Raw genomic sequence first — 24,907 nt, forward strand, 5'->3', positions numbered from 1 at the left:
CGGATTGCCGGGGCTGCTACGCAGCCCTTTCGCGGCACAAGGCCGCTCCTACACGAACTGTGGTGCGCCTGCGCGCTTAGCGTTTGAGCAACACCAGCAACAACACCAGGTTCAACAGCAGCGACAGCAACCCAATCGTGCGCCACACCTTCAACGGCTCGCGCTCCAGCAGCGGCCGTGGCCGCTCGGCCAGCTCCTGGTGATCTCCCCGTTCCAGCAACAGCAACCACTGCTCGGCGGTCTCGAAGCGCTGCGCCGGGTCTGCCGCCACCGCCTGTAACAGGTTGCGCTGCAACCACTCCGGCAAATCCGGCCGATAACGCGCCGGGTTCACTGGCGTGCCGAAGCGTGGGCGCTGGAACGCTTCGACCTCGCCGTAGGGGTAGTGCCCGGTGAGCAGATGATAAAGCGTCACGCCCACGGCATAGAGGTCCTGGCGCGGTGCGGGGGGCAGGCCGTCGAAGGCTTCAGGGGCGAGGAACGAAGGCGTGCCCGGCAGGGCATGGGGCGGGTCCTCGGAAAGCCCCGGGCAGTATGCCAGCCCGAAGTCCAGCAGACGCAGTTGGCCATCGCTGCCATGGTGCAGGTTGTCCGGCTTGATGTCGCGGTGCAGCAGGTTGCGCCGATGCAGTACGCCCACCGCTTGCAACAGCTGGCGGGCGACCTCCAGCCATTGCGCCAGCGGTAGTGGGGGTTGTCCGGCCAGGGTCGTGCCCGGGTACTCGCGCATCAGGTAGTACAGGTGCTGGCGTTGGCTGGCCGGGTGCACTTCAGGGAAGTGGCGGCCGGCGACCCGGCGCAGGAACCACTCCTCCAGCAGCAGGGCCTGGGCGGCCCCGGGCTCCTGGTCGCGAGACTGCGGCAGGGTCTTTAGCAGCCAGGGCTGGCCGTGCGGGTCGCGGACCCGGTACAGCAGCGATTGCCGGCTCTGGGTCAGCAAGCCGTCGACCTGCCAGCCATCGATCGACTGACCGTCACGCAGCGCGCCTGGCAGCGGCCACTGCTGGAGTTGCGCCAGGGTGTCGCCCAGGTTGCTGGCGCCCAGTTGATCCACTCGCACCAGCAAGGCGCTGGCGTTGTCCTGGCTGCCGCGATGGTGGGCGCTGGCCACCAGGGTGTCGGCGGCCACCTGCAGGTCGGGTTGTTCGCGCAGGATCGACTGGATATGCGCATCGCTCAGGCTGGCCCATATGCCGTCGCTGAGCAGCACGAAGCACTCGCCCTCGCGCAGGTCGCCCTCCAGGTAGTCCACCAGCAGTTGCTGGTCCAGCCCCAGCGCGCGCTTGAGCACATGCTGCATGCCGGGCTGGTCCCAGACATGGTCTTCGCTCAGGCAGTGCAGCTGGTCGGCCTGCCAGCGGTACACCCGACAATCGCCGACATGGGCCAGGGTGAAACGTCGCCCGCGCAGCACCAGGGCGCTGAGGGTGGTCAGCAGCGGCTGGCCATTGCCTTGGGCGCGCAGCCAGCGATTCTGTGCCGTGAGCAGGCGGTCCAGGGCCTGGGCAGCGCTCCAGGTGGCGGGCGTGGCGTAATAGTCCAGGGCCAGGGCCTGCAGGCTGGCGCGCGCCGCCAGGCCGCCATCGGCGCACTGGCTGACGCCGTCTGCCAGCGCGCACAGGTAACCCTTGCTGGCGGCCAGCTCCGGTACGGGTGTTACCAGGCGCAGGGCGTCCTGGTTTTCCGGACGCGGCCCGGTGGCGCTGGCCTGGGCAAAGCTCAGTTGCAGGCTCATGGCGCGGCTTCAGACCCGCGCCGCCGTCACTGCCGCCGAGCCCCAGGTGGTGCGCCAGCGTTGCTTGACCCCGTGCAGACCGAACCAGGCCAGCAGGCCGAGGCTGGCGAACAGCCACAGGCCGAGCTGGTAGTCGCCGGTATGCTGCTTGATGGTGCCCAGGCCTGCGGCAAGCAGGAAGCCGCCGATGCCACCGGCCATGCCGATCAGCCCGGTCATCACACCGATCTCCTGGCGAAAACGCTGTGGCACCAGCTGGAACACTGCGCCATTGCCGGCGCCCAATCCGAGCATGGCGCTGACGAACAGCGCCAGGGCCGTCGCCGCGCTGGGCAGGTTGAAGCCCACTGCGGCGATGCACACGGCGGCCACGCCGTACATCGCCAGCAGGGTGCGGATCCCGCCGAAGCGATCGGCCAGGGCTCCGCCGAGTGGGCGCATCAGGCTGCCAGCGAACACGCAGGCGGCGGTGTAGTAGCCGGCGGTCACCGGGCTCAGCCCGTACTGGTCGCTGAAGTAGCCGGGCAGGGCACTGGCCAGGCCGATGAAGCCGCCGAAGGTCACGCTGTAGAAGAACATGAACCACCAGCTGTCGCGATCTCCCAGGGCCTTCAGGTAGTCGGCCATGGCCTTGGGCCTGGGCCGTTGCGGGGCATTGCGCGCCAGCAGGGCGAACAGCACAAGGGTCAGCAGCAAGGGCAGCACGGCGAAGCCGAACACATTGTTCCAGCCGAAGCCTGCGGCCAGCGCCGGGGCCAGCAGCGCGGCGAACACCGTGCCGGAGTTGCCGGCGCCGGCGATGCCCATGGCCTTGCCCTGGTGCTGGGGTGGATACCACTGCGAGGCCAGGGGCAGGGACACGGCGAACGAGGCCCCAGCGAAGCCGAGGAACACACCCAGCAGCAACGCCTGCTCATAGCTGCGCACCCCCAGGTGCCAGGCGCAGGCCAGGGCGACGATCACGATGACCTGGCCGATCAGCCCGGCGGTCTTGGGTGACAGGCGATCGACCAGCAGGCCCATGGCGAAGCGCAGTACCGCGCCGGCGAGGATCGGCGTGGCCACCATCAGGCCCCGCTGTTGTGCGCTCAGTTGCAGGTCGGCGGCGATCTGCACCGCCAGGGGGCCGAGCAGGTACCAGACCATGAAGCTCAGGTCGAAATACAGGAAGGCGGCGAACAGCGTGGGCACATGCCCGGATTTCCAGAAGCTCGTATTCATCGAACACCTCGTTGGGCGCGGAAACGAAAAGACGCCGCTGCCCGGTCCATGGCTGTGGAGGGGCGAGCGACGTCTTTGTCAGGGTATGGGGGCAACCGCCGTTGGCTACCGGGGTTTTCAGAGCAAGAGGCGGGCCAATATCCAGTCTCGCGCGAACCCTGTAGGAGCGGCCTTGTGCCGCGAAAGGGCCGCAAAGCGGCCCCAGCGATCTTTATGTAAACCCTGAAATCTTGGGGCCGCTGCGCGCCCCTTTCGCGGCACAAGGCCGCTCCTACAGAGGGGCGTAACGTCGGTACGGATGGCGTTACCCCAGCATCTGCGACATGGCAATGATCTGTTCCGCCACCTGGATCAGCTTCTGCTGGCGGCTCATGGCCTGGCGGCGCATCAGGGTGTAGGCCTGTTCCTCGTTGCAGTCCTTCATCTTCATCAGCAGGCCCTTGGCCTGCTCGATGAGCTTGCGCTCGGCCAACTGCTGGTCGCGGGCCAGCAGTTGAGCCTTGAGCGCCTGGTCGCTTTCGAAGCGGGCCATGGCCACATCAAGGATCGGTTGCAGGCGCGTGGTCTGGATACCCTCGACGATGTAGGCGCTGACCCCGGCCTGGATCGCCTGGCGCATCACACCGGGGTCATGCTCGTCGGTGAACAGCACGATGGGACGCGGGCGGTCGCGGCTGACCAGCACCACCTGTTCCATCACGTCCCGGCCTGGTGACTCGGTATCGATCAGCACCACGTCCGGGTGCACCGTTTCGACACACGCGGGCAGGTCGATGCTCAGGCTGCTGGCCTCGATCACCTCGAAGCCGGCCTCGATCAGGGCGGCCTTGAGGCGGCCGACTTTTTTTTCCGTGTCGTCGATCAGCAGGATACGCAACATGGCTGGGCCCTCAGCGATGGGCGCGGGCGTCAGGCGCCGCGTCCAGGGCGTGCAGTGCGAAGCTGCGCGCATAGCCATGGGGGTCGCTGCCGTCCCAGCGGCTGCCGTCGATCAGCAGGCTGCTGCGCATGGGCGGGTCGGCACAAGGTACGCCCAACGCCGTGGCGGCCTCGCGGTACAGCGTCAGCTGCTGCACCTGGCTGGCGACCGCCAGGTAGTCCGGGTCGTCACGCAGCAGGCCCCAGCGGCGGAACTGGGTCATGAACCACATGCCATCGGACAGGTACGGCAGGTTGACCCGACCCTGGTCGAACAGGCGCAGGCCGTGGGGATCGTGCCAGCGATGGCCCAGGCCATCCTGGTAGTCGCCGATCAGGCGCGGCTCGATGCTGCCGACCGGGGAGTCCAGGTAGGCGCTGCCGCTGAGCAGTTGCGCGGTGCCACGGCGATTCTCCTGGCTCTGCTCGATGAAGCGTGCGGCGGCGAGTACCGACTTGATTAGCGCCCGGGTGCTGTTGGGGTACTGTTCGACGAAGCCGCGGGCACTGGCCAGGACCTTTTCCGGATGGTCGGGCCAGATCGACTGGCTGGTGGCCAGGGTGAAGCCCTGCCCCTTGGCGACGGCGTCCGCCGACCAGGGTTCGCCGACACAGAAGCCGTCGATGCGCCCGGCCTGCAGGTGGGCGGCCATCTGCGCAGGGGGCACCACCACGCTGGTCACATCGCGCAGCGGGTGGATACCCTGGCTGGCCAGCCAGTAGTAAAGCCAGAGGGCATGGGTACCGGTCGGAAAGGTCTGGGCGAACGTCAGTTGTGCGCCCTGTTGGTGCACCAGCCGCGCCAGTGCCTCGGGGCTGGTCACGCCCTTGCGCTGCAGCGCGGGGGAGAGATTGATGGCCTGGGCGTTCTGGTTAAGGCCCATGAGCACGGCCAAGGGGCTGGCGGGCACGCCGCCGATGCCCAGGTGCACCGCGTACACCAGGCCATAGAGGCAGTGGGCGGCGTCCAGCTCGCCGCTGACCAGCTTGTCGCGCAGCCCGGCCCAGGACGCCTGGCGGCGCAGGTTGAGGGTCAGGCCGAACTGCTGGGCGAAGCCCTGGGTGGCGGCGACCACCACCGAGGCGCAGTCGGTCAGGGCCATGAAACCGATGTCCAGGCTGGGCTTTTCCGGCGCGTCGCTGCCGTTGACCCAGGCCAGGGGCGTTGTCGGGAGGGCTGTGTTCACGAGAATCCTCAGGCGTTCGCGATTGACTGCATGCAACGGACTTAGCAACCCATGTGCCATTGCCCTGTTGCCCCGGCGGCGCGCTGGCTATAATCGCCCCCTCACACACCGCGAGTCCGCCCACCCATGTATACCCTGGCCCGCCAGTTGCTGTTCAAGCTCTCCCCGGAAACCTCCCACGACCTCTCGCTGGACCTGATCGGCGCCGGTGGCCGTCTCGGGCTCAACGGCCTGCTGTGCAAGCAGCCGGCGGCGTTGCCAGTGACAGTGATGGGCTTGAACTTCGCCAACCCGGTCGGCCTGGCCGCCGGCCTGGACAAGAACGGCGCGGCCATCGATGGCTTTGCCCAACTGGGCTTCGGCTTTGTCGAAATCGGCACCGTGACGCCGCGCCCGCAGCCGGGCAACCCCAAGCCGCGGCTGTTTCGCTTGCCGGAGGCCACGGCCATCATCAACCGCATGGGCTTCAACAACCTGGGCGTCGACCACCTGCTGGCGCGGGTGCGTGCCGCGAAGTACACCGGCGTGTTGGGTATCAACATCGGCAAAAACTTCGACACCCCGGTCGAGCGGGCCCAGGACGACTACCTGATCTGCCTGGAGAAGGTCTACAACGACGCCAGCTACATCACCGTCAACGTCAGCTCGCCGAATACCCCCGGCCTGCGTTCGCTGCAGTTCGGCGATTCGCTCAAGCAACTGCTCGATGCCCTGGCCGAGCGCCGTGAGCAATTGGCGCAGGCAAACGGCAAGCGCGTACCGCTGGCGATCAAGATCGCGCCGGACATGAGTGACGAGGAGACCGCCCTGGTGGCGGCGGCGTTGGTCGAATCGGGGATGGATGCGGTGATCGCCACCAACACCACCCTGGGGCGCGAGGGCGTCGAAGGCCTGCCGTTCGGTGGCGAGGCTGGTGGTTTGTCGGGTGCGCCGGTGCTGGAAAAGAGCACTCACACGGTGAAAGTGCTCGCTGGTGAGCTGGGTGGCAAGCTGCCGATCATTGCGGCGGGCGGGATCACCGAGGGGCGTCATGCGGCCGAGAAGATCGCCGCAGGGGCGAGCCTGGTGCAGATCTATTCGGGCTTCATCTATAAAGGCCCGTCGCTGATTCGTGAAGCAGTGGATGCCATTGCCGCGATGCCGAAAGCATGAAATGAACCGGTAGCCGTGGGGGCGGGCTTGTCCCGCGATGGCGCCAGGACAAGTTGCCTGGGCGGACGCCATCGCGGGGCAAGCCCGCTCCCACGTTGCCCGCCGGATAGGATGAAAAAAAGGGCATAAAAAAGGGCCCCTTCAAAGGGGCCCCTGGGCCGCAGCCCGCCGCCCGGATAGGGCGCGCATGGTGACTCGAATTCAGTGTCCTCGTTCAGCCAAGTGCGTGGTTCTCGTTTCGGGTAGAAATGCCAGCGATGCCGGTCTCTGCATTCCAGTATGCTTCACGGCCGTTGCGCCAACCGTTCATCCAGTTTTGATGGCCAGCTGTACCTTCCTGTTTTGGGCACAGTTCTCGGGATTTACCTTGTATGCCGTAAAGAAAACCGCGTGCTTTTTCTTTCTCCTCGGAACTACGTTTCATTCTTTTTCCACTCATAAGGTATTGCCCTCACTTGTTGACTGAAATGTCCCGTCGGCCTCTCCGAGGCCGGGCAGAATCGTTCTGCCGAAGTGCACCCGCTGCTGGCGTGGCGGGTTGAAAGTGCCGCCCCGTTGCGGTGCGACCTGAGATCAGTTCTAACGAATGCAGGTCACAGTGTGAATGATCGATTTGTCATAAGGACGTAACCTTTCCGAAGGTGAGGGGATAAGTAAATAAATGCGACTCAACCTTGTTTGCCGTTGAGCCCGCTATGATCAGGGTTTACCCAACCTTGACGTCAATTGGCCAGCGTTGCTGGATGATGACAGTAATATTTGGTAATGCGACGAAGGGTCACATCTGAGCCCGACGTCCACGCAATTTTCATACTGCCCGACGATCAAAGCCTCTTTCGCCACCCGGCAAAGGCATGATCGACCGGGCGGCCAGGCCTGGCGAGCGTTTCGTCGGGCCACCCGGACGCCTGCTGGAAAGGCGTGCGGGCTAACAGCGGCAGCCGATGCGTCGGCTCGCCATCTACCTAGCCAAAGGCTCTGGATTGCACATGTCGGACCGTTTCGAACTTTACCTTACCTGCCCCAAGGGTCTTGAAGGCCTGCTCGCCGAGGAAGCCCGTCAACTGGGCCTGAACGAGGTGCGTGAGCACACCTCGGCCATTCGCGGCGACGCCGACATGGAAACCGCCTATCGCCTGTGCCTCTGGTCGCGCCTGGCTAACCGCGTGCTGCTGGTGCTCAAGCGCTTCTCGATGAAGAACGCCGACGACCTGTACGACGGCGTGAATGCCGTCGACTGGGCCGACCACCTGGCGGCTGATGGCACCTTGGCGGTGGAGTTCAGCGGCCATGGCTCAGGCATCGACAACACCCACTTCGGCGCGCTCAAGGTCAAGGATGCGATCGTCGACAAGCTGCGCAACCGCGAAGGCCTGCGCCCGTCGGTGGAGAAGGTCGACCCGGATGTGCGCGTGCACCTGCGCCTGGACCGTGGCGAGGCGATCCTTTCCCTCGACCTGTCCGGCCACAGCCTGCACCAGCGTGGCTATCGCTTGCAGCAGGGTGCTGCGCCCCTGAAGGAGAACCTGGCGGCGGCGGTGCTGATCCGCGCCGGCTGGCCACGTATCGCGGCCGAGGGCGGCGCCCTGGCCGACCCGATGTGCGGCGTGGGCACCTTCCTGGTCGAGGCGGCGATGATCGCCGCCGATATCGCTCCCAACCTCAAGCGCGAGCGCTGGGGCTTCAGCGCCTGGCTCGGCCATGTGCCGGCGCTGTGGCGCAAGGTCCACGACGAGGCCCAGGCCCGTGCTCAAGCCGGCCTGGCCAAGCCGCCGCTGTGGATCCGCGGCTATGAGGCCGACCCACGGTTGATCCAGCCGGGGCGCAACAACGTTGAGCGCGCGGGCCTGGGCGACTGGGTGAAGATCTACCAGGGCGAGGTGGCCAGTTTCGAGCCGCGTCCGGACCAGAACCAGAAAGGCCTGGTGATCAGCAACCCGCCCTACGGCGAGCGCCTGGGCGACGAAGCCAGCCTGCTGTACCTCTACCAGAACCTCGGCGAGCGCCTGCGCCAGGCCTGCATGGGCTGGGAAGCGGCGGTGTTCACCGGCGCGCCGGAGCTGGGCAAGCGCATGGGCATCCGCAGCCACAAGCAATACGCCTTCTGGAACGGCGCGTTGCCGTGCAAGCTGTTGCTGTTCAAGGTCCAGCCCGACCAGTTCGTCACCGGTGATCGTCGTTCGGCCCAGGCCGAGGCGGCTGAGGGCGAGCCTCGTCGCCAGGCCCCGGTGGCCAGCGAGCCGGCGCGCCTGTCGGAAGGCGCGCAGATGTTCGCCAACCGCCTGCAGAAGAACTTCAAGCAGCTGGGCAAGTGGGCCCGCCGCGAGAAGGTCGATTGCTACCGTGTGTACGATGCCGACATGCCCGAGTACGCCCTGGCAGTGGACCTGTACCACGACTGGGTGCACGTGCAGGAGTACGCCGCGCCGCGTTCGATTGATCCGGACAAGGCCCAGGCGCGCCTGCTCGACGCGCTGAGCGCGATTCCCCAGGCCCTGGGCGTCGATCCGCAGCGTGTGGTGCTCAAGCGCCGGGAGCGCCAGAGCGGCACCCGCCAGTACGAGCGCCAGGCCACCGAAGGGCGCTTCCAGGAGGTCAACGAAGGCGGCGTCAAGCTGCTGGTCAACCTCACCGACTACCTGGATACCGGGCTGTTCCTCGATCACCGGCCGATGCGCATGCGCATCCAGCGCGAGGCGGCGGGCAAGCGCGTCCTCAACCTGTTCTGCTACACCGCCACGGCCACCGTGCACGCAGCCAAGGGCGGCGCGCGCAGCACCACCAGCGTGGACCTGTCGAAGACCTACCTGGACTGGGCCCGGCGCAACCTGTCGCTCAACGGTTTCTCCGAGCGCAACCGCCTGGAGCAGGGCGATGTCATGGCCTGGCTGGAGAACGCCCAGGACAGCTACGACCTGATCTTCATCGACCCGCCGACCTTCTCCAACTCCAAGCGCATGGAAGGGGTATTCGACGTGCAGCGCGACCATGTGCAACTGCTCGACCTGGCCATGGCGCGCCTGGCCCCGGGGGGTGTGCTGTACTTCTCCAACAACTTCCGCAAGTTCCAGCTCGACGAGCATTTGGCCGCGCGCTACGTAGTGGAGGAGATCAGTGCCCAGACCCTGGACCCGGACTTCGCCCGCAACAATCGTATCCACCGCGCCTGGCAGCTGCGTCTGCGCTGAGCCGACGAGGTACGTGGCACGCCTGCTGGCCAGTGGCTATAACTCAGGACAGGGCGGGACAATACGCAGGACGCTGACCTTGGTTGGAGTCCTCTATGTCGAACCCGGGCGTACCTGCAAAGCGGCTTGGCCTGCTCGGCGACGAGTTGTCGGCCTGGGGCGTGGCCCTGGCGGCGCTGGTCGCCGGGGCGTTGCTCACGGCCGCCCTGGCGATCGCCACCCAGACCTTCTACCAGCAGCAACTGCGCCAGCGCTTCGAGCTGCTGGCCAGTGAGCGCTACAGCCGCATCGCCGAGCGTTTCGAGGAGCAGGAGCAACGCCTGGATGGCTTGCGCCGGTTCTTCGCCTATTCCACTGAAATCACCCCCCGCGAGTTCGATGGCTACGCACGTCCCTTGCTGCACCGCACCCAGGCTTACTCCTGGGCACCGCGGGTAGCGGCCGCGCAGCGCGAGGACTTCGAGCGGCGCGCCAGTGCCTGGCTGGGCCAGCCCTATCAGATCCGCGACCTGGACGCCCAGGGTGATTGGCAGGCCGCGCCTGCGCGTGATCACTACTATCCGGTGCTGTACACCCAGGCGGCGAGTCGCCAGGCCCAGCCCTACGGCTTCGACCTGGGTGGGCAGCCGCTGCGCGCCGCGACCTTGGCCCGGGCCGCCAGCCCCGGCAGCATGGCGGTGTCGGCGCCGCTGGACATGATCAACGTCGAACCGACTTATACCCGTGGCCTGCTGATAGTCGCCCCGGTGTTCGCCGATGAAGCGTCTGTGGGCGATCCCCTTCGAGGGTACGTCATGGCCTTGCTGAGCCTGCATCAGCTGATCGCCGAGAGCCTGCCGACGGTGGCTGACGACAACCTGGTGGTGCGCATCCTCGACCTGTCCACAGAGGGTGGTCACGAGGTGCTGTTCGACTCAGGGATGCCGCCGGCGCGCATGGGCTTTGCCAGCAGTCACCTGCTGCACCTGGCGGACCACCACTACCAGCTCGACATTCGTCCCAGCCAGGGCTTTCTTGCCGCCAACCGCTCGTCGGCGGTGCCGGTGGTGGCGTTGCTCGGTGGCCTGCTCAGTGTCTTGCTGGCGCTGCTGCTGTACAGCCTGTTCAGCCAGCGCCAGCGTGCCCTGGGCCTGGTGGCCCGGCGTACCGCCGAGCTGCGTATCAGCGAGCAGTCATTGCGCGAGACCCACAACCAGTTGCGCAGCGTGCTTGATGCCGCGACCCAGGTGGCGATCATCGCCACCAGCCTGCGCGGGGTGATCGGCACGTTCAACGCGGGCGCCGAGCGCATGCTGGGCTATTCGGCCGGCGAAGCGCTGGGCCAGCTGCGCCTTGAGGACCTGGTCTTGCCCGAGGAGCTGCGCCAGCGGGCCCATGCCTTGAGCGTGCGCTTCGGGCGCGAGGTTGGCGCGGGCCAGGCGATGTTCGCCGAGACGGTGCAGGAGGGCGGCGCGGAGCCGGCGGACTGGACCCTGGTGCGCAAGGATGGCAGCCACCTGCTGGCCAACATGCTGGTGACGGCGGTGCTGGACGAGCAGGGGTTATGGGTGGGCTATCTGGCGATCTGCATCGATGTCACCGAGCGGCGCCGGGTGCACGAAGCCCTGGCGGCCCGCGACCGGCTGTTGGAAAAACTCAGCGCCGAGGTGCCTGGCGGGATCTACCAGTATCGCCTGGACGCCGATGGTCATTCCTGTTTCCCCTACGCCAGCCAAGGTCTGCACGACATCTACGAGGTGGACCTGGCAGTGCTGCGCGAGGACGCCGCGGCGGTGTTCGAACGTATCCACCCGGACGACCTGGAGCGAGTGCGGCGCTCGGTGCGTTACTCCGCCGAGTACCTGACGCCGTGGCGGGAGGAGTACCGGGTGTGCCTGCCGCGGGCGGGGTTGCGCTGGGTGCGGGGGGAGGCGACGCCGGAGGTCGGCGAGCACGGCAGCACGCTCTGGCATGGTTACCTGACCGATATCTCGGACCTCAAGCGGGTGGAGGAGGAGCTGCGGGCGCTGTCGGTGACCGATGCGCTGACCGGGATCTACAACCGGCGGTATTTCCAGGAGCGGCTGCGCAACGAACTGGATCGGGCGCAGCGGGATGGGTTGGACCTGGCGGTGATCATGCTGGATATCGATCACTTCAAGCGGATCAACGATCAATACGGGCATGCGGTGGGGGATCATGTGCTGCGCAGCCTGTGCCAGCGGATCGGGCAGCGGTTGCGGCGGACCGATGTGTTTTGTCGGTTGGGGGGGGAGGAGTTCATGGTGTTGTGTCCGGGGAGTAATGCCGAGCAGGCGCGGGTGCTGGCGCAGGAGTTGTGGCAGGGGGTTCGGAGTGTGCCGGTCGAGGGGGTGGGGCGGGTGACGGCGAGTTTTGGGGTGGCGGGGTGGCGGGTTGGGGAGGGGGCGGATGCGTTGTTGTTGCGGGCGGATGCTGGGGTTTATGTGGCCAAGCAGGGGGGGAGGGATCGGGTTGAGGGGGAGTTGTCTTGAGTTGAGTTTGGTCTGTTGTTTGGTTGTTTTAGTTGGTGTTGAGAGTTGTATGCGCATTCATTTGTGATGTCGACGCTTATTCACCTTTCCGCCCTTACGGCGGGTAACTTTTTGAAGGATCAAAAAGTCACCAAAAAATCCTCGCTCCATTCATCCGGCCCTGCGCTTCGCTCCGGGTCCCCTCACTCCGGCCTTGCTCCCGGGAGGACCGCGCTGTAGGGCCCATCCTGGGCCCCAGCGCTTGACGGGCATCCATGCCCGTCACCTCCCTCCGCAAGGCCTCCGTTCGGCCTCCTGAAGTCGCGAAGTTACGAGCGGCGCCTGAACTGGCGCAGCTGTCGCTAGCTGAAAACTTAGTTGATCTCTCGATTGTATCGCGGGGCAAGGTGAACTGGCCTAATGATTTTGGACACCTTCATCGGGCGCTATGATGGCGCCCAATTGGAGGCAAAATCAGTGCGTAAATCTTATTCAAGAGAATACAAAGTCCAAGCTGCCGAAATGGTGCTGGACGGTGGGCAGTCAGTTCCTGAGGTCTGTGCCGCCCTTGGGCTGGGCCCTACCGCGCTTCGCCGCTGGGTTGATCAGGTGCGTGAAGAGAGAGCCGGTAAGGTTCCTGCTGGAGCCAAAGCGATCACACCCGAGCAGCAACGAATTGAAGAACTCGAAGCGCTGGTTCGGCAAAAGGATCGGGATATCGAAATCCTAAAAAAGGCCAGTGCTCTCCTGCTTCGGGACTCCAAAGATCGTTCTCGCTGATCAACGAGCTGAGTGAGCAATACCCTGTTGTCGACTGCTGCCGCGTGCTTGGGGTTAAGCGCAGCAGTTTCTATGCGTGGCGCAAACGGCAAGGACGTGAAAACCCGGCCAGAGATGCGCTACGCCTGCTGGTAATCAAGCACTTCAACGCATCGCGAAGTGCTTCTGGCTCGCGAACCCTGGCGCAGGAATTGCGGCACGAAGGCCATGAAATAGGACGATACAAGGTGCGTGCGCTAATGCGTGAAGCTGGCCTGAAGTGCAAACAGCGCAGGCCGCACCGCTATCGGTCATCAGGGGCAGAAGCGTTGATCGCCGAGAATCAGCTGAAGCGCAATTTCAAGGTTTCGGCGATCAATGAGGTTTGGTGTGGCGATGTGACCTATATCCAGGTTGGCAGGCGCTGGCTGTACCTAGCCGCCGTGATTGACCTCTATGCCCGTCGCGTAGTGGGTTGGGCATTCTCGATGATTGCAGATGCCAACTTAGCTTGTAACGCCCTGCGCATGGCCGCTGAATCGCGGGGTAGGCCGGCGGGCGTAATGTTTCATTCAGACCAGGGCTGTCAGTACACCAGCCATAAATTCAGAGCCGCGCTCGATGAGTACAACTTGAACCAGAGCATGAGCCATCGAGGCCAATGCTGGGATAACGCTGCCATGGAGCGATTCTTCGGAGCATTGAAATCAGAATGGGTGCCGGCAGAGGGTTACGAGACCGAAGCGCAGGCACGAGTGGATATCCAGGCTTATCTGATGCGCTACAACCTCAAGCGCCTCCACAGCTACAACGGCTATGAAACGCCAGTAGCCATGGAGGAAAAGCTCAAGGCAGCGGCATGAACCTTAACCGGTGTCCAAAATTACTTGACCAGTTCAAACCCGCTCCCACGCAATAGTCGCCGTTATATATAACCCTGTAGGAGCGGGCTTGTCCCGCGAAAGGGCCGGAACAGCCAATACATAATTAACTGTCAAACAACTAACTTCGCATCTCTCGCTCTCGCTCTCGCTCTTGCTCTTGCTCTTGCTTCTAAGCACGCGATAGTCCAGGCGCCGCCAATTGCGACTTCAGGAGGCCGAGCGGAGTTCTTGCGGAGGGAGGTGACGGCCATGGATGGCCGTCAAGCGCTGCGCCCCAGGATGGGGCGTTCAGCGCGGTCCTCCCGGGAGCAAGAACGGAGCGAGGGAATCCCGCCACGGGCGGGACTGATGAATGGAGCGAGGATTTTTTGGTTCCTTTTTGATCCTTCTGTAGAGACCGGACACATGGTGGACACGTGTACGGAGACATGGTTGACACTTCCTGGCAGCCCCCTTTGCCAGGATTTTCGCCATGCCTTGGAACGTGAGAAACGCCATGAGCCTGAAAGAAGAGTTCGTATCCCTGGCGAGACAACCGGATGCCAATATTCGAGAGTTATGCCGACGTTTCAGCATCAGTCCTCAAACCGGATACAAGTGGCTGCGCCGTTTTGAACAAGGTGGCTCGGCCGCTCTACAGGAACGATCTCGGAGGCCGGCTAGTAGCCCTCGCTTGACCGAGGCTGCGTTGGAAGCAGAAGTCGTTGCACTTCGACAGGAGCACCCGGCCTGGGGCGGACGAACAATCAGCAGCCTGCTGAGCAAGCGTATTGCCCCCAGCACCGTCACCAACGTGTTGCACCGCCATGAACTGATCCAGAGCCCTGAGAAGGCGCGAGAGGCGCGGCTTAGGTTTGAGCACGATGCACCCAACGATCTCTGGCAGATGGACTTCAAAGGGCACTTCGCCCTGCAGCAAGGCCGGTGTCATCCGCTGACCATTCTTGACGACCACTCCCGCTTCAATTTGGCTATTCACGCTTGCGATAACGAGCGAGGAACGACAGTCAAGGAGAAGATGGCTGAGGTCTTCCAGCGCTACGGCCTACCGGTCCGAATCAACGTCGATAATGGTGCTCCCTGGGGCTCACCGCGTAATCCTGGAGAGGTTACAGAACTGAGTATCTGGTTGATTCGACTAGGGATACAGATAAGTTTCAGTCGCCCATATCACCCTCAAACGAATGGCAAAATTGAGCGTTTCCACCGTTCCTTGAAGGCTGAAGTACTCGATGGGCGGCAGTTCTCGACCTTGGCGCAAGCCCAGACGGCGTTTGACCGATGGCGGGAAATTTACAACTTACAGCGCCCTCATCAGGCTTTGGGGTATCAAGTGCCGATGGCCAGATATCACCCCAGCCCGTGGGCCTACCCCAATCAGCTTGAGGAATTTGAATATGGGCCAGACGATACCCTGGCCAAGGTTTATCACAGTCGCTTCCGCTTCCAGAAACGCTATTTCAGCATCGCAAAAGGCTTGGTCGGGCAGACCATAGCGATACGCCCTGGGCGAGACGGTGGGGACATGTTCGATGTCTATTTCTGCCATCAACGCCTGCGCACCATCGACGTGAATAAACCTGATTACGGACCATAATGTGTCAACCATGTCTGCGCACATGTGTCAGCGATGTGTCCGGTCTCTACAAAAAGGAACTCGCCGTAAGGGCGAAAAGGTGACTATGCGTCACCATCGCCAATGAATGCGCTTACATCCATCAAAACCAACACCTTAAAGCCAAGCCCCAACCCCAACCCCACTCAAATCAAGGCATCACCCCAACAGTCCCATTCCCCGCCTTGGGCTGCCGGTAAAGATCCAGCAACACCTGGTCGAGAACCTGCGAAGCCCCCCAAGGCTTGGGATCATTGAGAATGGCCGCCACCGCCCAGGTGTGCCCGTTACTGTCCCGGCTGAACCCGGCAATCGCCCGCACGGTATTCAGGGTCCCGGTCTTGATGTGCCCTTCGCCCGTCATGGCCGTGCGCTTGAGCCGCTTGCGCATGGTGCCGTCCATCCCCACCAGCGGCATCGAGCTGATGAACTCCGCCGCGTAAGGGCTCTTCCAGGCCGCCTGCAACAGCGCCGCCATCTCGCGGGTGCTGACCCGCTCGGCGCGGGACAGCCCCGAGCCGTTCTCCATCACCAGGTGCGGCGAGGTGATGCCTTTCTTCGCCATCCACTGACGCACCACACGCTGGGCGGCACGGGCATCGTCGCCGTCGGCGTCGGTGCGGAACTGCGCGCCAAGGCTCAGGAACAGCTGCTGGGCCATGGTGTTGTTGCTGTACTTGTTGATGTCGCGGATCACTTCCACCAGGTCCGGCGAGAAGGCGCGGGCCAGCAGGCGGGCGCTCTTGGGCACGTTTTCGATGCGATCGCGACCCTGGATGCTGCCGCCCAGCTCGTTCCAGATCGCCCGCACGGCACCGGCCGCGTAGGTCGGGTGGTCCAGCAGCGACAGATAGGTCTGCGAGTTGCAGCCGTCGGCGAGCTGGCCACTGACCGTGACGCTGACACCGTCCGGCTGGACTACCGGGTTGTAGCGCACCTCGCCGGTGCACTGCTTGCCGGCCACGGCCTTGACCTGGTTGTCGATGCGGATGCTGGCGATCGGCGGCTCGACCGAGACGTTGACCTTGCCACCGTCGTTGCGGGCAACGAAGCGCAAAGCCTTGAGGTTGACCAGCAGCGAGTCCGGCTTGACCAGGAACGGCTTGTTCTCGTCGCCGCCGTCGTCATCGAACTGCGGCAAGTTGGGCTGCACAAAATGGCTACGGTCCAGGACCAGGTCGCCGGTCACGGTACGAACGCCATTGGCGCGCAGGTCGCGCATCAGCAGCCAGAGTTTCTCCATGTTCAGCTTGGGGTCGCCGCCACCCTTGAGGTACAGGTTGCCGTTAAGCACGCCGTTGCTCAGGGTGCCGTCGGTGTAGAACTCGGTTTTCCATTGGAAAGTGGGGCCCAGCAGTTCCAGCGCGGCGTAGGTGGTGACCAGCTTCATGGTCGAGGCCGGGTTGACCGACACATCGGCGTTGAACACGGTCGCCGTGCCCGGGCCGTCCAGCGGCAGCATGACCAGCGACAGGGCCGAATCCTGCAGCTTGTTGGTCTTGAGCGCCTGCTGCACCTTAGGTGGCAGGCTGGTGTTGACGGCGGCGGCCTGCACGGACAGCGACAGGGGCAGGAACAGGCCGGCGAGCAGCAGTGGGCGGAGCGTCTTGATCATAAATGGACAAACCCTGCAGGCGAGGGGAAAAGACAACGGGGCTGTAGGAAGTGATGGCCCCAGGACAAAATGTAGTGCGCATTATGCCCCAAGCAGCACGAGCATGGGCCTCATTCGACGGAAAAGCGCCGCTAGGCGCCGGAAACTGGTAAAGTGCCGCGCGTAATTAATTGAGAGGATTGTTTCATGGCTACCAACCGTTCCCGTCGCCTGCGCAAGAAACTGTGCGTGGACGAATTCCAGGAGCTGGGTTTCGAACTGAACCTGGGCTTCAAGGAAGACCTGTCCGATGAAGCCATCGATGCCTTCCTCGACGCCTTCCTGGCTGAAGCCATGGATGCCAACGGCCTGGACTACGTCGGTGGCGACGACTTCGGCCTGGTTTGCAAGGCCACCCGTGGTTCGGTCAACGAAGAACAGCGCGCCGCTGTCGAAGCCTGGCTCAAGGGCCGCAGCGAACTGACCAATATCGAAGTCAGCCCGCTGCTGGACGCCTGGTACCCGGAAAAACCGGTCAACCCGGCTTCCTGATGAATGGCGGCGGTACGCCTTGTACCGCCCTCATCCGACCTCGGCCAGGTGCTCCCGTTGCCTGGCCAGGGCTTTCTCCACGCGGCGCATGTGCCGCGCCAGCGCCTGACGGCGCCGTTTCAGTTCAGCCTGGGGCAAGTCCGTCACCTCCAGCGCCTCGCACGCCTCGATCAACGCCTGAGCATCCAGCATCCGTCCCGCGCTGAGGATCTTGTGTGCCTGTAATGCCAGCTCGCCGCCCTCGCGTTGCGGGTCGATGGCCATCAGCGCCTGCAGGTCCTGGCGCAGGCTCAGCAGCAGGGTGTCGAGGATGCGGTCGCGGTCGGCGAGGTTGTCGCCAACGATCGCCGACAGGCCATCGAGATCGAACCGCACGGCGGGCGTATGGTGCTCGTCTTCCTGGTAGGCAATCCGTGCAAGGGCCTTCAACCGCTGCCCCAGCACCTGCAGGCCGATGGGCTTGAGCAGGCAATCGTCCATGCCTGCATCCAGGCATTGCTGGCGCACCTCGGGCTGGGCGTTGGCGGTGTAGCCGAGGATGGTGCAGCGTGGCCGGTTGCGCAGTTGCTCCTCCATGCGCACGGTCCTGGCCAGTTCGAAGCCATTCATCAGCGGCATGTTGCAGTCGACGATGAGTATATCGAAGCAACCCTCGCGCCACTTGCGCAGCCCTTCGCGTCCATCTTCGGCGCTTTCCTGACCAAGGCCCAGGTAGTTCAGTTGCTGTGCCATCAGCAACAGGTTGGCTGGGTGGTCGTCGATCACCAGGATGCGCAGCTGCTGGTCCGGTTGCGGGATTTCCGTGGGCGATCGGGGCTGGGGCGTGACCGGATCGACGCATTGCAGCGGCATCACCAGACGGACCCGGGTACCGACGCCCTGCAGGCTCTGCAGGGTGAGCTCGCCGCCCATCATCGTGCACAGGTCGCGGCTGATGACCAGCCCTAACCCGGTGCCGGCCCTGGCGCCGTCGCTGTAGGGGTTGGCCTGCACGAAGGGGGAGAACAGGCGTTGCAGGTCTTGCTCGTGGATCCCGATACCGCTGTCGCGCACCTCCAGGTCGAGCGTCGGCATGGCAGGTTCGCCATCGTTGCGCAACCTGGCGGTGATGCGCACTTGCCCCTGTTCGGTGAACTTGATCGCATTGCTCACCAGGTTCGACAGCACCTGCTTGAACCGTAGCGGATCGAGCATGACGTGGCAGCGGGCCTCGGGAGCAATCACCACATCCAGCACCAGGCCCTTGTGCCGGGCCAGGCCGTCGAATACGCGGCCGACCGACTCGACCAGGGCCGCAAGGTCGACTGCTTCGGGGACCAGGGACATCTGTCCGGACTCGATCCGGGCGATATCCAGGATGTCGCCGATCAGCCCCAGCAGGTCACTGGCCGAATGATGAGCGACCTCCAGCGCAGGGCGGTCCAGCTTGCCCTGGTCGGCGCGCTTGAGGGCCAGTTCCAGCATGCCGATGAGGGCGTTCATCGGCGTGCGGATCTCATGGCTGATGGTGGCCAGGAAGGTGCTCTTGGCCCGATTGGCGTCATCGGCCTGTTGCTTGGCCAGGCGCAGGTCCTGGACCAGATTGCGGCGCTCGCTGATATCGATCCAGCCACCGATGATGCCCTGCATCTCGCCCACCGAGTCGCGGTAGGGCAGGATCCAGTGATAGATCGTCAGCTCGCGGTCCCGCAGGCGCAGGGGGCGATCGAGGATCAAGGGTTTGCCCTGGGCCATCACCCGCTGGTAGTCGTCCTGGACCTGGCGGGTATAGTCGCAGTCGCTGAAGGGGGCCTCGTCCAGGCTCTTGCCCAGGACTTCCTCGAGACTGGCGCCGACGGCCTGCAGGTAGCTGTCGTTGCAGCTTTGCAGGCGTCCGTCACGGTCGCGAACATACATCGGATGAGGCGTGCCATTGAGCAGCGCACCCATGAATTCCAGTTGGTCGTTGAGCGCTCGCTCGGCCCGCTGGCGCTGCTTGATCTGACGGCGCAGCCGGGCGTTCCACACCAGTGCGAGGACCAGCAGCACCGCAATGACCCCCGCCACCTGAAGGATCAGCCGGCGGTAGCTGCGCCAGTAGGCGTCGTCACGCAGGCCATGGTCGCGCCAGCGGCTGTTGATCACCCCCAGTTCCTCCGGCGAAATGCTCAACAGCGCCTTGTCGAGGATCGCCGCCAGCTCGCTGGCCCCGGCGGCGGTCGCCATGGCGAAGGCTGCCGGTTCCGTGCCCACCGTGCTGCGGATCACCAGGTTGTTGCTGGTGGCGAGCATGTGGTTGGCGTCGATCAGGGTGGCGATTGCCGCATCCACCGCGCCGCTGCCTAGCAGCACCATGGAGTAGTAGGTGCTTTCGGTGGCGACCTGGTGAATCCGTGGGTGACGTGCCGCGAGCAGGGCGGCCACGCTGCTGTCGCGTGGCACGGCGACGCGCTTGCCCTTGAGTTGCTTGAGGTTGCTGGGCTGGTCGTTGCCGGTGTGGCTGACCAGCACGTAGGCACTTTCGAGGTAGGGCCGGCTGACCTGCAGCGGGCTGCCGCGACGGGCGTCGGTGGAGAGGCTGGCGATGATATCGGCGCGACCGGACTCGAGCTGGTCGACCATGTCGCCATCGCCGCTGGCGCGACGGATCTCGAAGCGCAGGCCGGTGCGCAGGCGGATGAGTTCGAGCAGGTCGGCGACGATGCCACGCAGGCGGTCATTGTTGTCGAAGAAGGTCAGGGGCGCGGCGGTGTCGTTGACCACCACGCGCATGATCGGATGTTCGCTCAGCCACTGTTCCTCGCGCGCCGACAACTGCAGCTTGCGATCGGTCAGCAGGCTACCGCTGCTGGCACTCCAGCGCTTGAAGATATCGTTGCGGGTGGTGTTGGGCTGGGCGTCGAGGGCGGCGTCCACCAGGGACTGGAGGGTGAGTGCGTCCTCGCGCATGGCGAAGCTGAAGCCCACGGCTTCGTGCTTGCCGAAATTGGCCATGCGCAGGTGCGGCAGGTGCCCCTGGCTGATCAGGTAGTGGGTGGAAATGGTATCGCCGATGAACACGTCGGCCTGCTCGAAGGCCACGGCATTCAGCGCCTGGGTGGACGATTCGAAAGTCAGCAGCTCGGCCTTGGGGTAGTTGGCGTGAATCTCCCCGGGCGGCAGGTAGTGATACAGCATGCTCAGGCGCATGCCCGTCAGGCCCGTGTCCAGCGCCCGGGTTTCATCCTCGCGGGTCACCAGCACCGGTTGGTCGATGGCGTAGGGCCGCGACAGCGCCAGGCCCTGGGTCACCGCTTCATAGCCGTTGGCGCTGCCCAGCAGGTCGATATGCCCACTCTTGAGCGCCGCGACCGCCGCCGGCCGGCTGGGAAAGCGCTGCACCCGCACCGGCAGGCCCAGGGCGCTGCCGATCAGTCCGGCGTAGTCGGCCGTCAGCCCCTGGTACTCGCGCCCGCCCGTGGCGATGTCGAACGGCGGGTAGTCAGGGGCCGAGGTGCCCAGCACCAGTTCCCGGCGCTGCGCGAGCCAGTCGCGCTGGGCCGGTGTCAGGCTGGGCTGGACCGATGCCGGCGCTGAACGGCTGAGCAGGGTATAGGTTCGCCCCGTGTCGACGGTCACGCCGGCACCTTGCAGCGGCATGCCCAGGCACAGCAGCGATGTAACGATGCACCTCCACATCATGACCTCAGACCAGCGCGTTGCGTTTGGCGACGTCGATCAATTCCACCAAAGTGCTGGCGCGCAACTTGTGCATGAGACGTTTCTTGTAAGTGCTGACGGTCTTGTTGCTGAGAAACATGCCCTTGGCAATCTCCTTGTTGCTGCGCCCCTGGGCAAAAAGTTGCAGGACCATGAGTTCCCGATCATTGACCTGGCGGAACAGTTCCAGCTCCTGGTTGCTGCCCGTCGGCGGTGGATTGAGCGCCTGGCTGGGGAAATAGTTGTACCCGGACAGCACGGCCTTGATCGCGCTGAGCAGTTCGCTGAGGTCTTCCTGCTTGCACACGTACCCGGCCGCGCCGGAGTGCATGCAGCGCACGGCGAACAGTGCCGGCGATTGGGCTGTGAGCACCAGGACCTTCAGCGGGATGGCCATGGCCTGCAGGCGCGAGAGCATCTCCAGGCCGTCGAGCTTGGGAATGCTGATGTCGAGGATGACCAGGTCCGGCGGGGTCTCGCGGATCAACTGCATGGCGTCCACGCCGTTGTCCGATTCCCCGACCACCTTGTATCCCTGGTTTTCCAGCAACATCCGTATCGCCAAACGTATGACGGGATGGTCATCAACTATAAAGACTGAGTGCATATTCAACATTCCATGCGGCGCGTGAAGGCAGCCGGCACATTAGCTCAGTTGAATGTCGACGGGCAGGGAAGTGGCTGCCAAAACCGGGATATAGGAATTTACTTACAGTGTTGGCGAAACATTGCTACGAGTGATGTAGATATTGACAGGGATTTGTCAGGGTTTGATCGTTTTGGTGGGGTTGCGTAGTGAGCGTGTTTATTGGGAATCAATATTGCGTGGGAAATTTCATGCGTATTAAACGTCAGTCGTTTCAAGGACGTTTGGGCGCGAGGTTATTGATCGGGTGAGGGCCTCCAGGTGTCCGCCGCGATCCATGCAGCGCCTATGAGATCGAGCGCCGCCCGCGCGGCGCATCGCGGCACAAGGCTGCTCACACAGGCATAGCGCGTGGCTTGAGGGCCGCGCGGTCGCTGTGGGAGCGGCTTCAGCCGCGAACACCGGCGCAGCCGGTGCCAGGCACCGCGTCGTCTGCTTCGCGGGTAAACCCGCTCCCACAGGGATCGCGCCAGATTCTAGAAATTGAGCAAGACAGTTGCTCCCACATCTGTTTCGGGCCAATTATTCCTGTGAATGAGACGGCGCCCGCCTTGGTGCATGCCTCAAGTCCTGCGGGGCGGCATTGGTGTCCATGCTGAAATTGCGTCGGGCCAACAAGGCGGACCAGGTAATGGCACAGGATTGACTGGCCCGAAACAGATGTGGGAGCGGCCTTGCGTCGCGATGCGCCGCGCGGGCGGCGCTCGATCTCATAGGCGCCGAAAGCTTCGCGCCGAACACCCCGTCATCCCCTCACTTCGGACTGGACCGCCCGGTCATTTCCAGAGCCATTTCACTGGCGTAGCTGTCGGTCATCCCGGCGATGAAGTCGATCATGCGCAGGAAGGCGTCGTGCAGCGAACCATGCGGGTCGGGGGCGTTGTTGCCGATCAGGTCCAGCACCCGCCGGCTCTTGAACGACGGGGTACGCCCGCCATGCTGTTCCAGCGCCGCGCCACAGAAGGTATTGAGCAGGATCTCCAGGGTCGTGTAGGCGCCGATCTCGTGCAGGGTCTTGCGCTTGTCCTGGAAGATCTTCTTGCGCGCCATGTCCTTGGCCTGCAGTACGCAGCGTTGCGCCGGGCCATGCATGTGCTCGACCAGGTCACCCGCCAGGCTGCCGGCGAGCAGGGCCTGCTGCTGTTCGACGAAGGCCTGGGCGGCGGCATTGGTCAGGTGCTCGATGGCCTTGCCGCGCAGGATCGCCAGCTTGCGCCGACGTGATTCGCCGGGCCCCAGCAGGCGATAGGTTTCCGGCAGGTCATCGCCCACCAGGTCCAGCAGCAGCGCCTCGACCTCGGCGTATTGCAGCAGGTCCATCTCCAGCCCATCCTCGAGGTCGATCAGGGCGTAGCAGATGTCGTCCGCGGCCTCCATCAGGTACACCAGGGGGTGACGGGCCCAGCGCTGGTGCTCCAGCTGCGGCAGGCCGAGCTTGCCGGCGATCTGCTCGAGCAGCCCCAGTTCGCTCTGGTAGCAGCCGAACTTGTGCTTCTTGTAGCCCAGGGCGTCGGCGTGGCGTGCCGCCCATGGGTACTTGAGGTAGGCGCCAAGGGTGGCATAGGTCAGGCGCATGCCGCCGTCGAACTGGTGGTATTCGAGCTGGGTGAGCACGCGAAAGCCCTGGGCATTGCCTTCGAAGTTGAGGAAATCGGTGCGTTGATCGTCGCTCATGTCGTCCAGCCAGCCGCGCCCGGCGGCCTGCTGGAACCAGTGACGGATGGCGTCCTCGCCGGAATGGCCGAACGGCGGGTTGCCGATGTCGTGGGCCAGGCAGGCCGATTGCACGATCATTCCCAGATCGCTGGGTTCGCACCAGTCCGGCAGTTGCTCGCGCAGGGTCTCGCCGACGCGCATGCCCAGCGAGCGGCCGACGCAGCTGACCTCCAGGGAGTGGGTCAGGCGGGTGTGGATATGGTCGTTGCTGGATACGGGGTGCACCTGGGTCTTGCGCCCCAGGCGGCGGAAGGCGCCGGAGAAGATGATGCGGTCGTGATCCTTGTGGAACGGGCTGCGGCCGAGTTCCTCGGGGCTGTAGAGGGCCTTGCCCAGTCGTTCGCGGGTCAGCAGGGTGTGCCAGTCCAAGGCGTGATCTCCCATCGTAGAGTCGGGATAGCTTCCTGCGTCCGGCGCGCCCGCGCAAGCGTCGGACGCGCCTTGGCCTCAGGGGCGGCGGCTGTTGCCGAGGAACAGGCGGATCAGCGGTACCAGGCTGGTGCCCAGGCGCACCAGGCGCGCCAGGTTGCCGCTGCGCACGCCCTTGCCGGTGAGAAAACCCAGGGCGACGACGGCGCCGATACCCCACAGCGAGCCGTGCTTGACGCCCAGGCCCTCGCCGAACGAGCCGCCCATGCCGCGCAGGCGGCGGACCGGTTCGAGCAACTGGCCGGACTCGTGGCGGATTTCCTGGCGGTGCATTTCCATGCGCAGGCGCAGCAGCGCCTTGCGCAGCTCACGGGGGTTACGGGTGTTGGGCAGTTCGGGCAGGCTCATGGCAGCAGGCGCTCCCGATCCTTGGCCAACTCCTCGAGGGTGGCATTGAACGGCGAGGATTCATCGAACACCGCGGCTTTCAGGCGCAGGCCGCAGTACAGCGCGGCGAGTCCGTAGAACACGCACAGGCCGATGATCCCGGCCAGTCGGTAACTGTCCCACAGCAGCACCAGCACCAGGCCCGACAGCGCGGTCAGCAGCAGCAGGGCGAACACCAGGGCCAGACCTGCGAACAACAGCAGACTGAGGGTGCGGGCCTTCTGCTCCTGCAACTCGATGCCGAACAACTCGATATGGCTGTGCAGCAGGCCCAATATGGCCGCGCCCAGGCGCCGACCGGAGGCGCCCGTGCCGATGGCGTCGTTGTCCATGCCGGCTCCTCAGCGCTTGGCCAGCAGGCCGATCAGCAGGCCAACGCCGGCGGCGATGCCGATGGCCTGCCACGGGTTCTCCTGCACGTATTCCTCGGCGCTGCCAAGGGCCGCCTGGCCGCGAGCGCGCACCGAATCCTGGGTCAACTGCAGGGTCTCGCGGGCCTGCACCAGGCGTTCGTGGATCTGCTCGCGCAGTTCGTCGGCCTGGTCGCCGGCCAGGTTGGCGGTGTCGGCGAGCAGCTTCTCGGTATCGCGGACCAGAGCCTGGAAGTCAGCCATCAATATTTCCTGTGCAGTCTTTGCCGATTTGCTGGCCATGGATGGGCCTCTCCCTGTGGATGTGTGCTGGTTATTTCGAGTGATCGGTGGCGCGGAAGGTTCAGCGGGATGTGTTGGTACAGCGCTTGCTAAAAAGCGGTGCGTGTCCGCCGCGGCTTGCG

General features: G+C 64.4%; 19 protein-coding genes. 7 read left to right on the plus strand and 12 right to left on the minus strand.

The genetic code is table 11. The annotated features are described in order from the left end of the window. Positions 1-76: 76 nt before the first annotated feature. The 4 genes from PRtIB026_RS11450 to PRtIB026_RS11465 form a co-directional block, all read right to left on the minus strand. Complete coding sequence (locus PRtIB026_RS11450; RefSeq protein WP_267813825.1) at positions 77-1,735, minus strand: bifunctional protein-serine/threonine kinase/phosphatase; 1,659 nt, start codon at positions 1,733-1,735, stop codon at positions 77-79. 9 nt (positions 1,736-1,744) lie between these two features. Next, a complete protein-coding gene (locus PRtIB026_RS11455; RefSeq protein WP_203647485.1) occupies positions 1,745-2,956 on the minus strand; it encodes a nitrate/nitrite transporter in 1,212 nt (403 codons plus the stop codon). A 304-nt stretch (positions 2,957-3,260) separates the two neighbouring features. Then, the gene (locus tag PRtIB026_RS11460; protein WP_203647484.1) at positions 3,261-3,836 is read right to left on the minus strand and encodes an ANTAR domain-containing response regulator; all 576 of its coding nucleotides are present in this window, start codon (positions 3,834-3,836) and stop codon (positions 3,261-3,263) included. Positions 3,837-3,846: 10 nt separating this feature from the next. Next, the gene (locus PRtIB026_RS11465; RefSeq protein WP_244670916.1) at positions 3,847-5,061 is read right to left on the minus strand and encodes a CmpA/NrtA family ABC transporter substrate-binding protein; all 1,215 of its coding nucleotides are present in this window, start codon (positions 5,059-5,061) and stop codon (positions 3,847-3,849) included. Between the two features lie 126 nt (positions 5,062-5,187). Between PRtIB026_RS11465 and PRtIB026_RS11470 the strand changes: the two genes are divergently transcribed. After that, the gene (locus tag PRtIB026_RS11470) at positions 5,188-6,213 is read left to right on the plus strand and encodes a quinone-dependent dihydroorotate dehydrogenase (protein WP_203647482.1); all 1,026 of its coding nucleotides are present in this window, start codon (positions 5,188-5,190) and stop codon (positions 6,211-6,213) included. A gap of 214 nt (positions 6,214-6,427) precedes the next feature. Here the strand turns inward: PRtIB026_RS11470 and rmf are convergent, their stop codons facing one another. Next, entirely contained in the window at positions 6,428-6,637 is a 210-nt protein-coding gene (gene rmf, locus PRtIB026_RS11475; protein WP_232856030.1) for a ribosome modulation factor, read from the minus strand. Between the two features lie 565 nt (positions 6,638-7,202). Between rmf and rlmKL the strand changes: the two genes are divergently transcribed. The 5 genes from rlmKL (at position 7,203) to PRtIB026_RS11500 (ending at position 15,112) form a co-directional block, all read left to right on the plus strand. Next, complete coding sequence (gene rlmKL, locus PRtIB026_RS11480; RefSeq protein WP_203647480.1) at positions 7,203-9,401, plus strand: bifunctional 23S rRNA (guanine(2069)-N(7))-methyltransferase RlmK/23S rRNA (guanine(2445)-N(2))-methyltransferase RlmL; 2,199 nt, start codon at positions 7,203-7,205, stop codon at positions 9,399-9,401. 95 nt (positions 9,402-9,496) lie between these two features. Continuing rightward, the gene (locus PRtIB026_RS11485; RefSeq protein WP_232856031.1) at positions 9,497-11,893 is read left to right on the plus strand and encodes a diguanylate cyclase; all 2,397 of its coding nucleotides are present in this window, start codon (positions 9,497-9,499) and stop codon (positions 11,891-11,893) included. Between the two features lie 399 nt (positions 11,894-12,292). Further along, positions 12,293-12,652 (plus strand): transposase, encoded by a 360-nt coding sequence (locus tag PRtIB026_RS11490; RefSeq protein ID WP_075043813.1) that lies wholly within the window; start codon positions 12,293-12,295, stop codon positions 12,650-12,652. Between the two features lie 8 nt (positions 12,653-12,660). Beyond that, positions 12,661-13,494 (plus strand): IS3 family transposase, encoded by an 834-nt coding sequence (locus tag PRtIB026_RS11495; protein ID WP_232857812.1) that lies wholly within the window; start codon positions 12,661-12,663, stop codon positions 13,492-13,494. 493 nt (positions 13,495-13,987) lie between these two features. Beyond that, the gene (locus PRtIB026_RS11500; RefSeq protein ID WP_203647479.1) at positions 13,988-15,112 is read left to right on the plus strand and encodes an IS481 family transposase; all 1,125 of its coding nucleotides are present in this window, start codon (positions 13,988-13,990) and stop codon (positions 15,110-15,112) included. A 169-nt stretch (positions 15,113-15,281) separates the two neighbouring features. Here PRtIB026_RS11500 and dacB read toward each other — a convergent pair whose 3' ends face one another. Then, the gene (gene dacB, locus PRtIB026_RS11505) at positions 15,282-16,745 is read right to left on the minus strand and encodes a D-alanyl-D-alanine carboxypeptidase/D-alanyl-D-alanine-endopeptidase (protein ID WP_186713715.1); all 1,464 of its coding nucleotides are present in this window, start codon (positions 16,743-16,745) and stop codon (positions 15,282-15,284) included. A 186-nt stretch (positions 16,746-16,931) separates the two neighbouring features. Here dacB and PRtIB026_RS11510 point away from each other — a divergent pair, with 186 nt between their 5' ends. Then, positions 16,932-17,276 carry a YggL family protein gene (locus PRtIB026_RS11510; protein ID WP_050704800.1) on the plus strand — a complete coding sequence of 115 codons (345 nt, stop codon included), beginning with the start codon at positions 16,932-16,934 and terminating at the stop codon, positions 17,274-17,276. A 30-nt stretch (positions 17,277-17,306) separates the two neighbouring features. Here PRtIB026_RS11510 and PRtIB026_RS11515 read toward each other — a convergent pair whose 3' ends face one another. The 6 genes from PRtIB026_RS11515 to PRtIB026_RS11540 all read right to left on the minus strand — a co-directional run bounded on the left by PRtIB026_RS11515 (position 17,307) and on the right by PRtIB026_RS11540 (position 24,785). Beyond that, the gene (locus PRtIB026_RS11515) at positions 17,307-20,894 is read right to left on the minus strand and encodes a transporter substrate-binding domain-containing protein (protein ID WP_244671018.1); all 3,588 of its coding nucleotides are present in this window, start codon (positions 20,892-20,894) and stop codon (positions 17,307-17,309) included. 46 nt (positions 20,895-20,940) lie between these two features. Then, entirely contained in the window at positions 20,941-21,561 is a 621-nt protein-coding gene (locus PRtIB026_RS11520) for a response regulator transcription factor (RefSeq protein WP_050704801.1), read from the minus strand. A gap of 792 nt (positions 21,562-22,353) precedes the next feature. Continuing rightward, positions 22,354-23,685 (minus strand): deoxyguanosinetriphosphate triphosphohydrolase, encoded by a 1,332-nt coding sequence (locus PRtIB026_RS11525; protein ID WP_203647478.1) that lies wholly within the window; start codon positions 23,683-23,685, stop codon positions 22,354-22,356. 78 nt (positions 23,686-23,763) lie between these two features. Further along, a complete protein-coding gene (locus PRtIB026_RS11530; protein WP_203647477.1) occupies positions 23,764-24,093 on the minus strand; it encodes a hypothetical protein in 330 nt (109 codons plus the stop codon). After that, positions 24,090-24,464: a phage holin family protein gene (locus PRtIB026_RS11535; RefSeq protein WP_203647476.1), complete on the minus strand. Its 375-nt coding sequence runs from the start codon at positions 24,462-24,464 to the stop codon at positions 24,090-24,092. The genes PRtIB026_RS11530 and PRtIB026_RS11535 overlap by 4 nt, the downstream gene beginning before the upstream one ends. Before the next feature lie 9 nt (positions 24,465-24,473). Further along, the gene (locus PRtIB026_RS11540; protein ID WP_186713711.1) at positions 24,474-24,785 is read right to left on the minus strand and encodes a DUF883 family protein; all 312 of its coding nucleotides are present in this window, start codon (positions 24,783-24,785) and stop codon (positions 24,474-24,476) included. Between the last annotated feature and the right edge of the window lie 122 nt (positions 24,786-24,907).

This window comes from Pseudomonas sp. RtIB026, from assembly GCF_016861355.2.
In the GTDB taxonomy this organism is placed as follows: Bacteria; Pseudomonadota; Gammaproteobacteria; order Pseudomonadales; family Pseudomonadaceae; genus Aquipseudomonas; species Aquipseudomonas peradeniyensis.

Bases quoted from the DNA above. Each gene is read 5' to 3' on its own strand.
- PRtIB026_RS11450 (WP_267813825.1), bottom strand. From the start codon at position 1,735: ATGAGCCTGCAACTGAGCTTTGCCCAGGCCAGCGCCACCGGGCCGCGT.
- PRtIB026_RS11455 (WP_203647485.1), bottom strand. From the start codon at position 2,956: ATGAATACGAGCTTCTGGAAATCCGGGCATGTGCCCACGCTGTTCGCC.
- PRtIB026_RS11460 (WP_203647484.1), bottom strand. From the start codon at position 3,836: ATGTTGCGTATCCTGCTGATCGACGACACGGAAAAAAAAGTCGGCCGC.
- PRtIB026_RS11470 (WP_203647482.1), top strand. From the start codon at position 5,188: ATGTATACCCTGGCCCGCCAGTTGCTGTTCAAGCTCTCCCCGGAAACC.
- rmf (WP_232856030.1), bottom strand. From the start codon at position 6,637: ATGAAACGTAGTTCCGAGGAGAAAGAAAAAGCACGCGGTTTTCTTTAC.
- rlmKL (WP_203647480.1), top strand. From the start codon at position 7,203: ATGTCGGACCGTTTCGAACTTTACCTTACCTGCCCCAAGGGTCTTGAA.
- PRtIB026_RS11485 (WP_232856031.1), top strand. From the start codon at position 9,497: ATGTCGAACCCGGGCGTACCTGCAAAGCGGCTTGGCCTGCTCGGCGAC.
- PRtIB026_RS11490 (WP_075043813.1), top strand. From the start codon at position 12,293: ATGATTTTGGACACCTTCATCGGGCGCTATGATGGCGCCCAATTGGAG.
- PRtIB026_RS11500 (WP_203647479.1), top strand. From the start codon at position 13,988: ATGCCTTGGAACGTGAGAAACGCCATGAGCCTGAAAGAAGAGTTCGTA.
- dacB (WP_186713715.1), bottom strand. From the start codon at position 16,745: ATGATCAAGACGCTCCGCCCACTGCTGCTCGCCGGCCTGTTCCTGCCC.
- PRtIB026_RS11510 (WP_050704800.1), top strand. From the start codon at position 16,932: ATGGCTACCAACCGTTCCCGTCGCCTGCGCAAGAAACTGTGCGTGGAC.
- PRtIB026_RS11515 (WP_244671018.1), bottom strand. From the start codon at position 20,894: ATGCCGCTGCAAGGTGCCGGCGTGACCGTCGACACGGGGCGAACCTAT.
- PRtIB026_RS11520 (WP_050704801.1), bottom strand. From the start codon at position 21,561: ATGCACTCAGTCTTTATAGTTGATGACCATCCCGTCATACGTTTGGCG.
- PRtIB026_RS11530 (WP_203647477.1), bottom strand. From the start codon at position 24,093: ATGAGCCTGCCCGAACTGCCCAACACCCGTAACCCCCGTGAGCTGCGC.
- PRtIB026_RS11535 (WP_203647476.1), bottom strand. From the start codon at position 24,464: ATGGACAACGACGCCATCGGCACGGGCGCCTCCGGTCGGCGCCTGGGC.
- PRtIB026_RS11540 (WP_186713711.1), bottom strand. From the start codon at position 24,785: ATGGCCAGCAAATCGGCAAAGACTGCACAGGAAATATTGATGGCTGAC.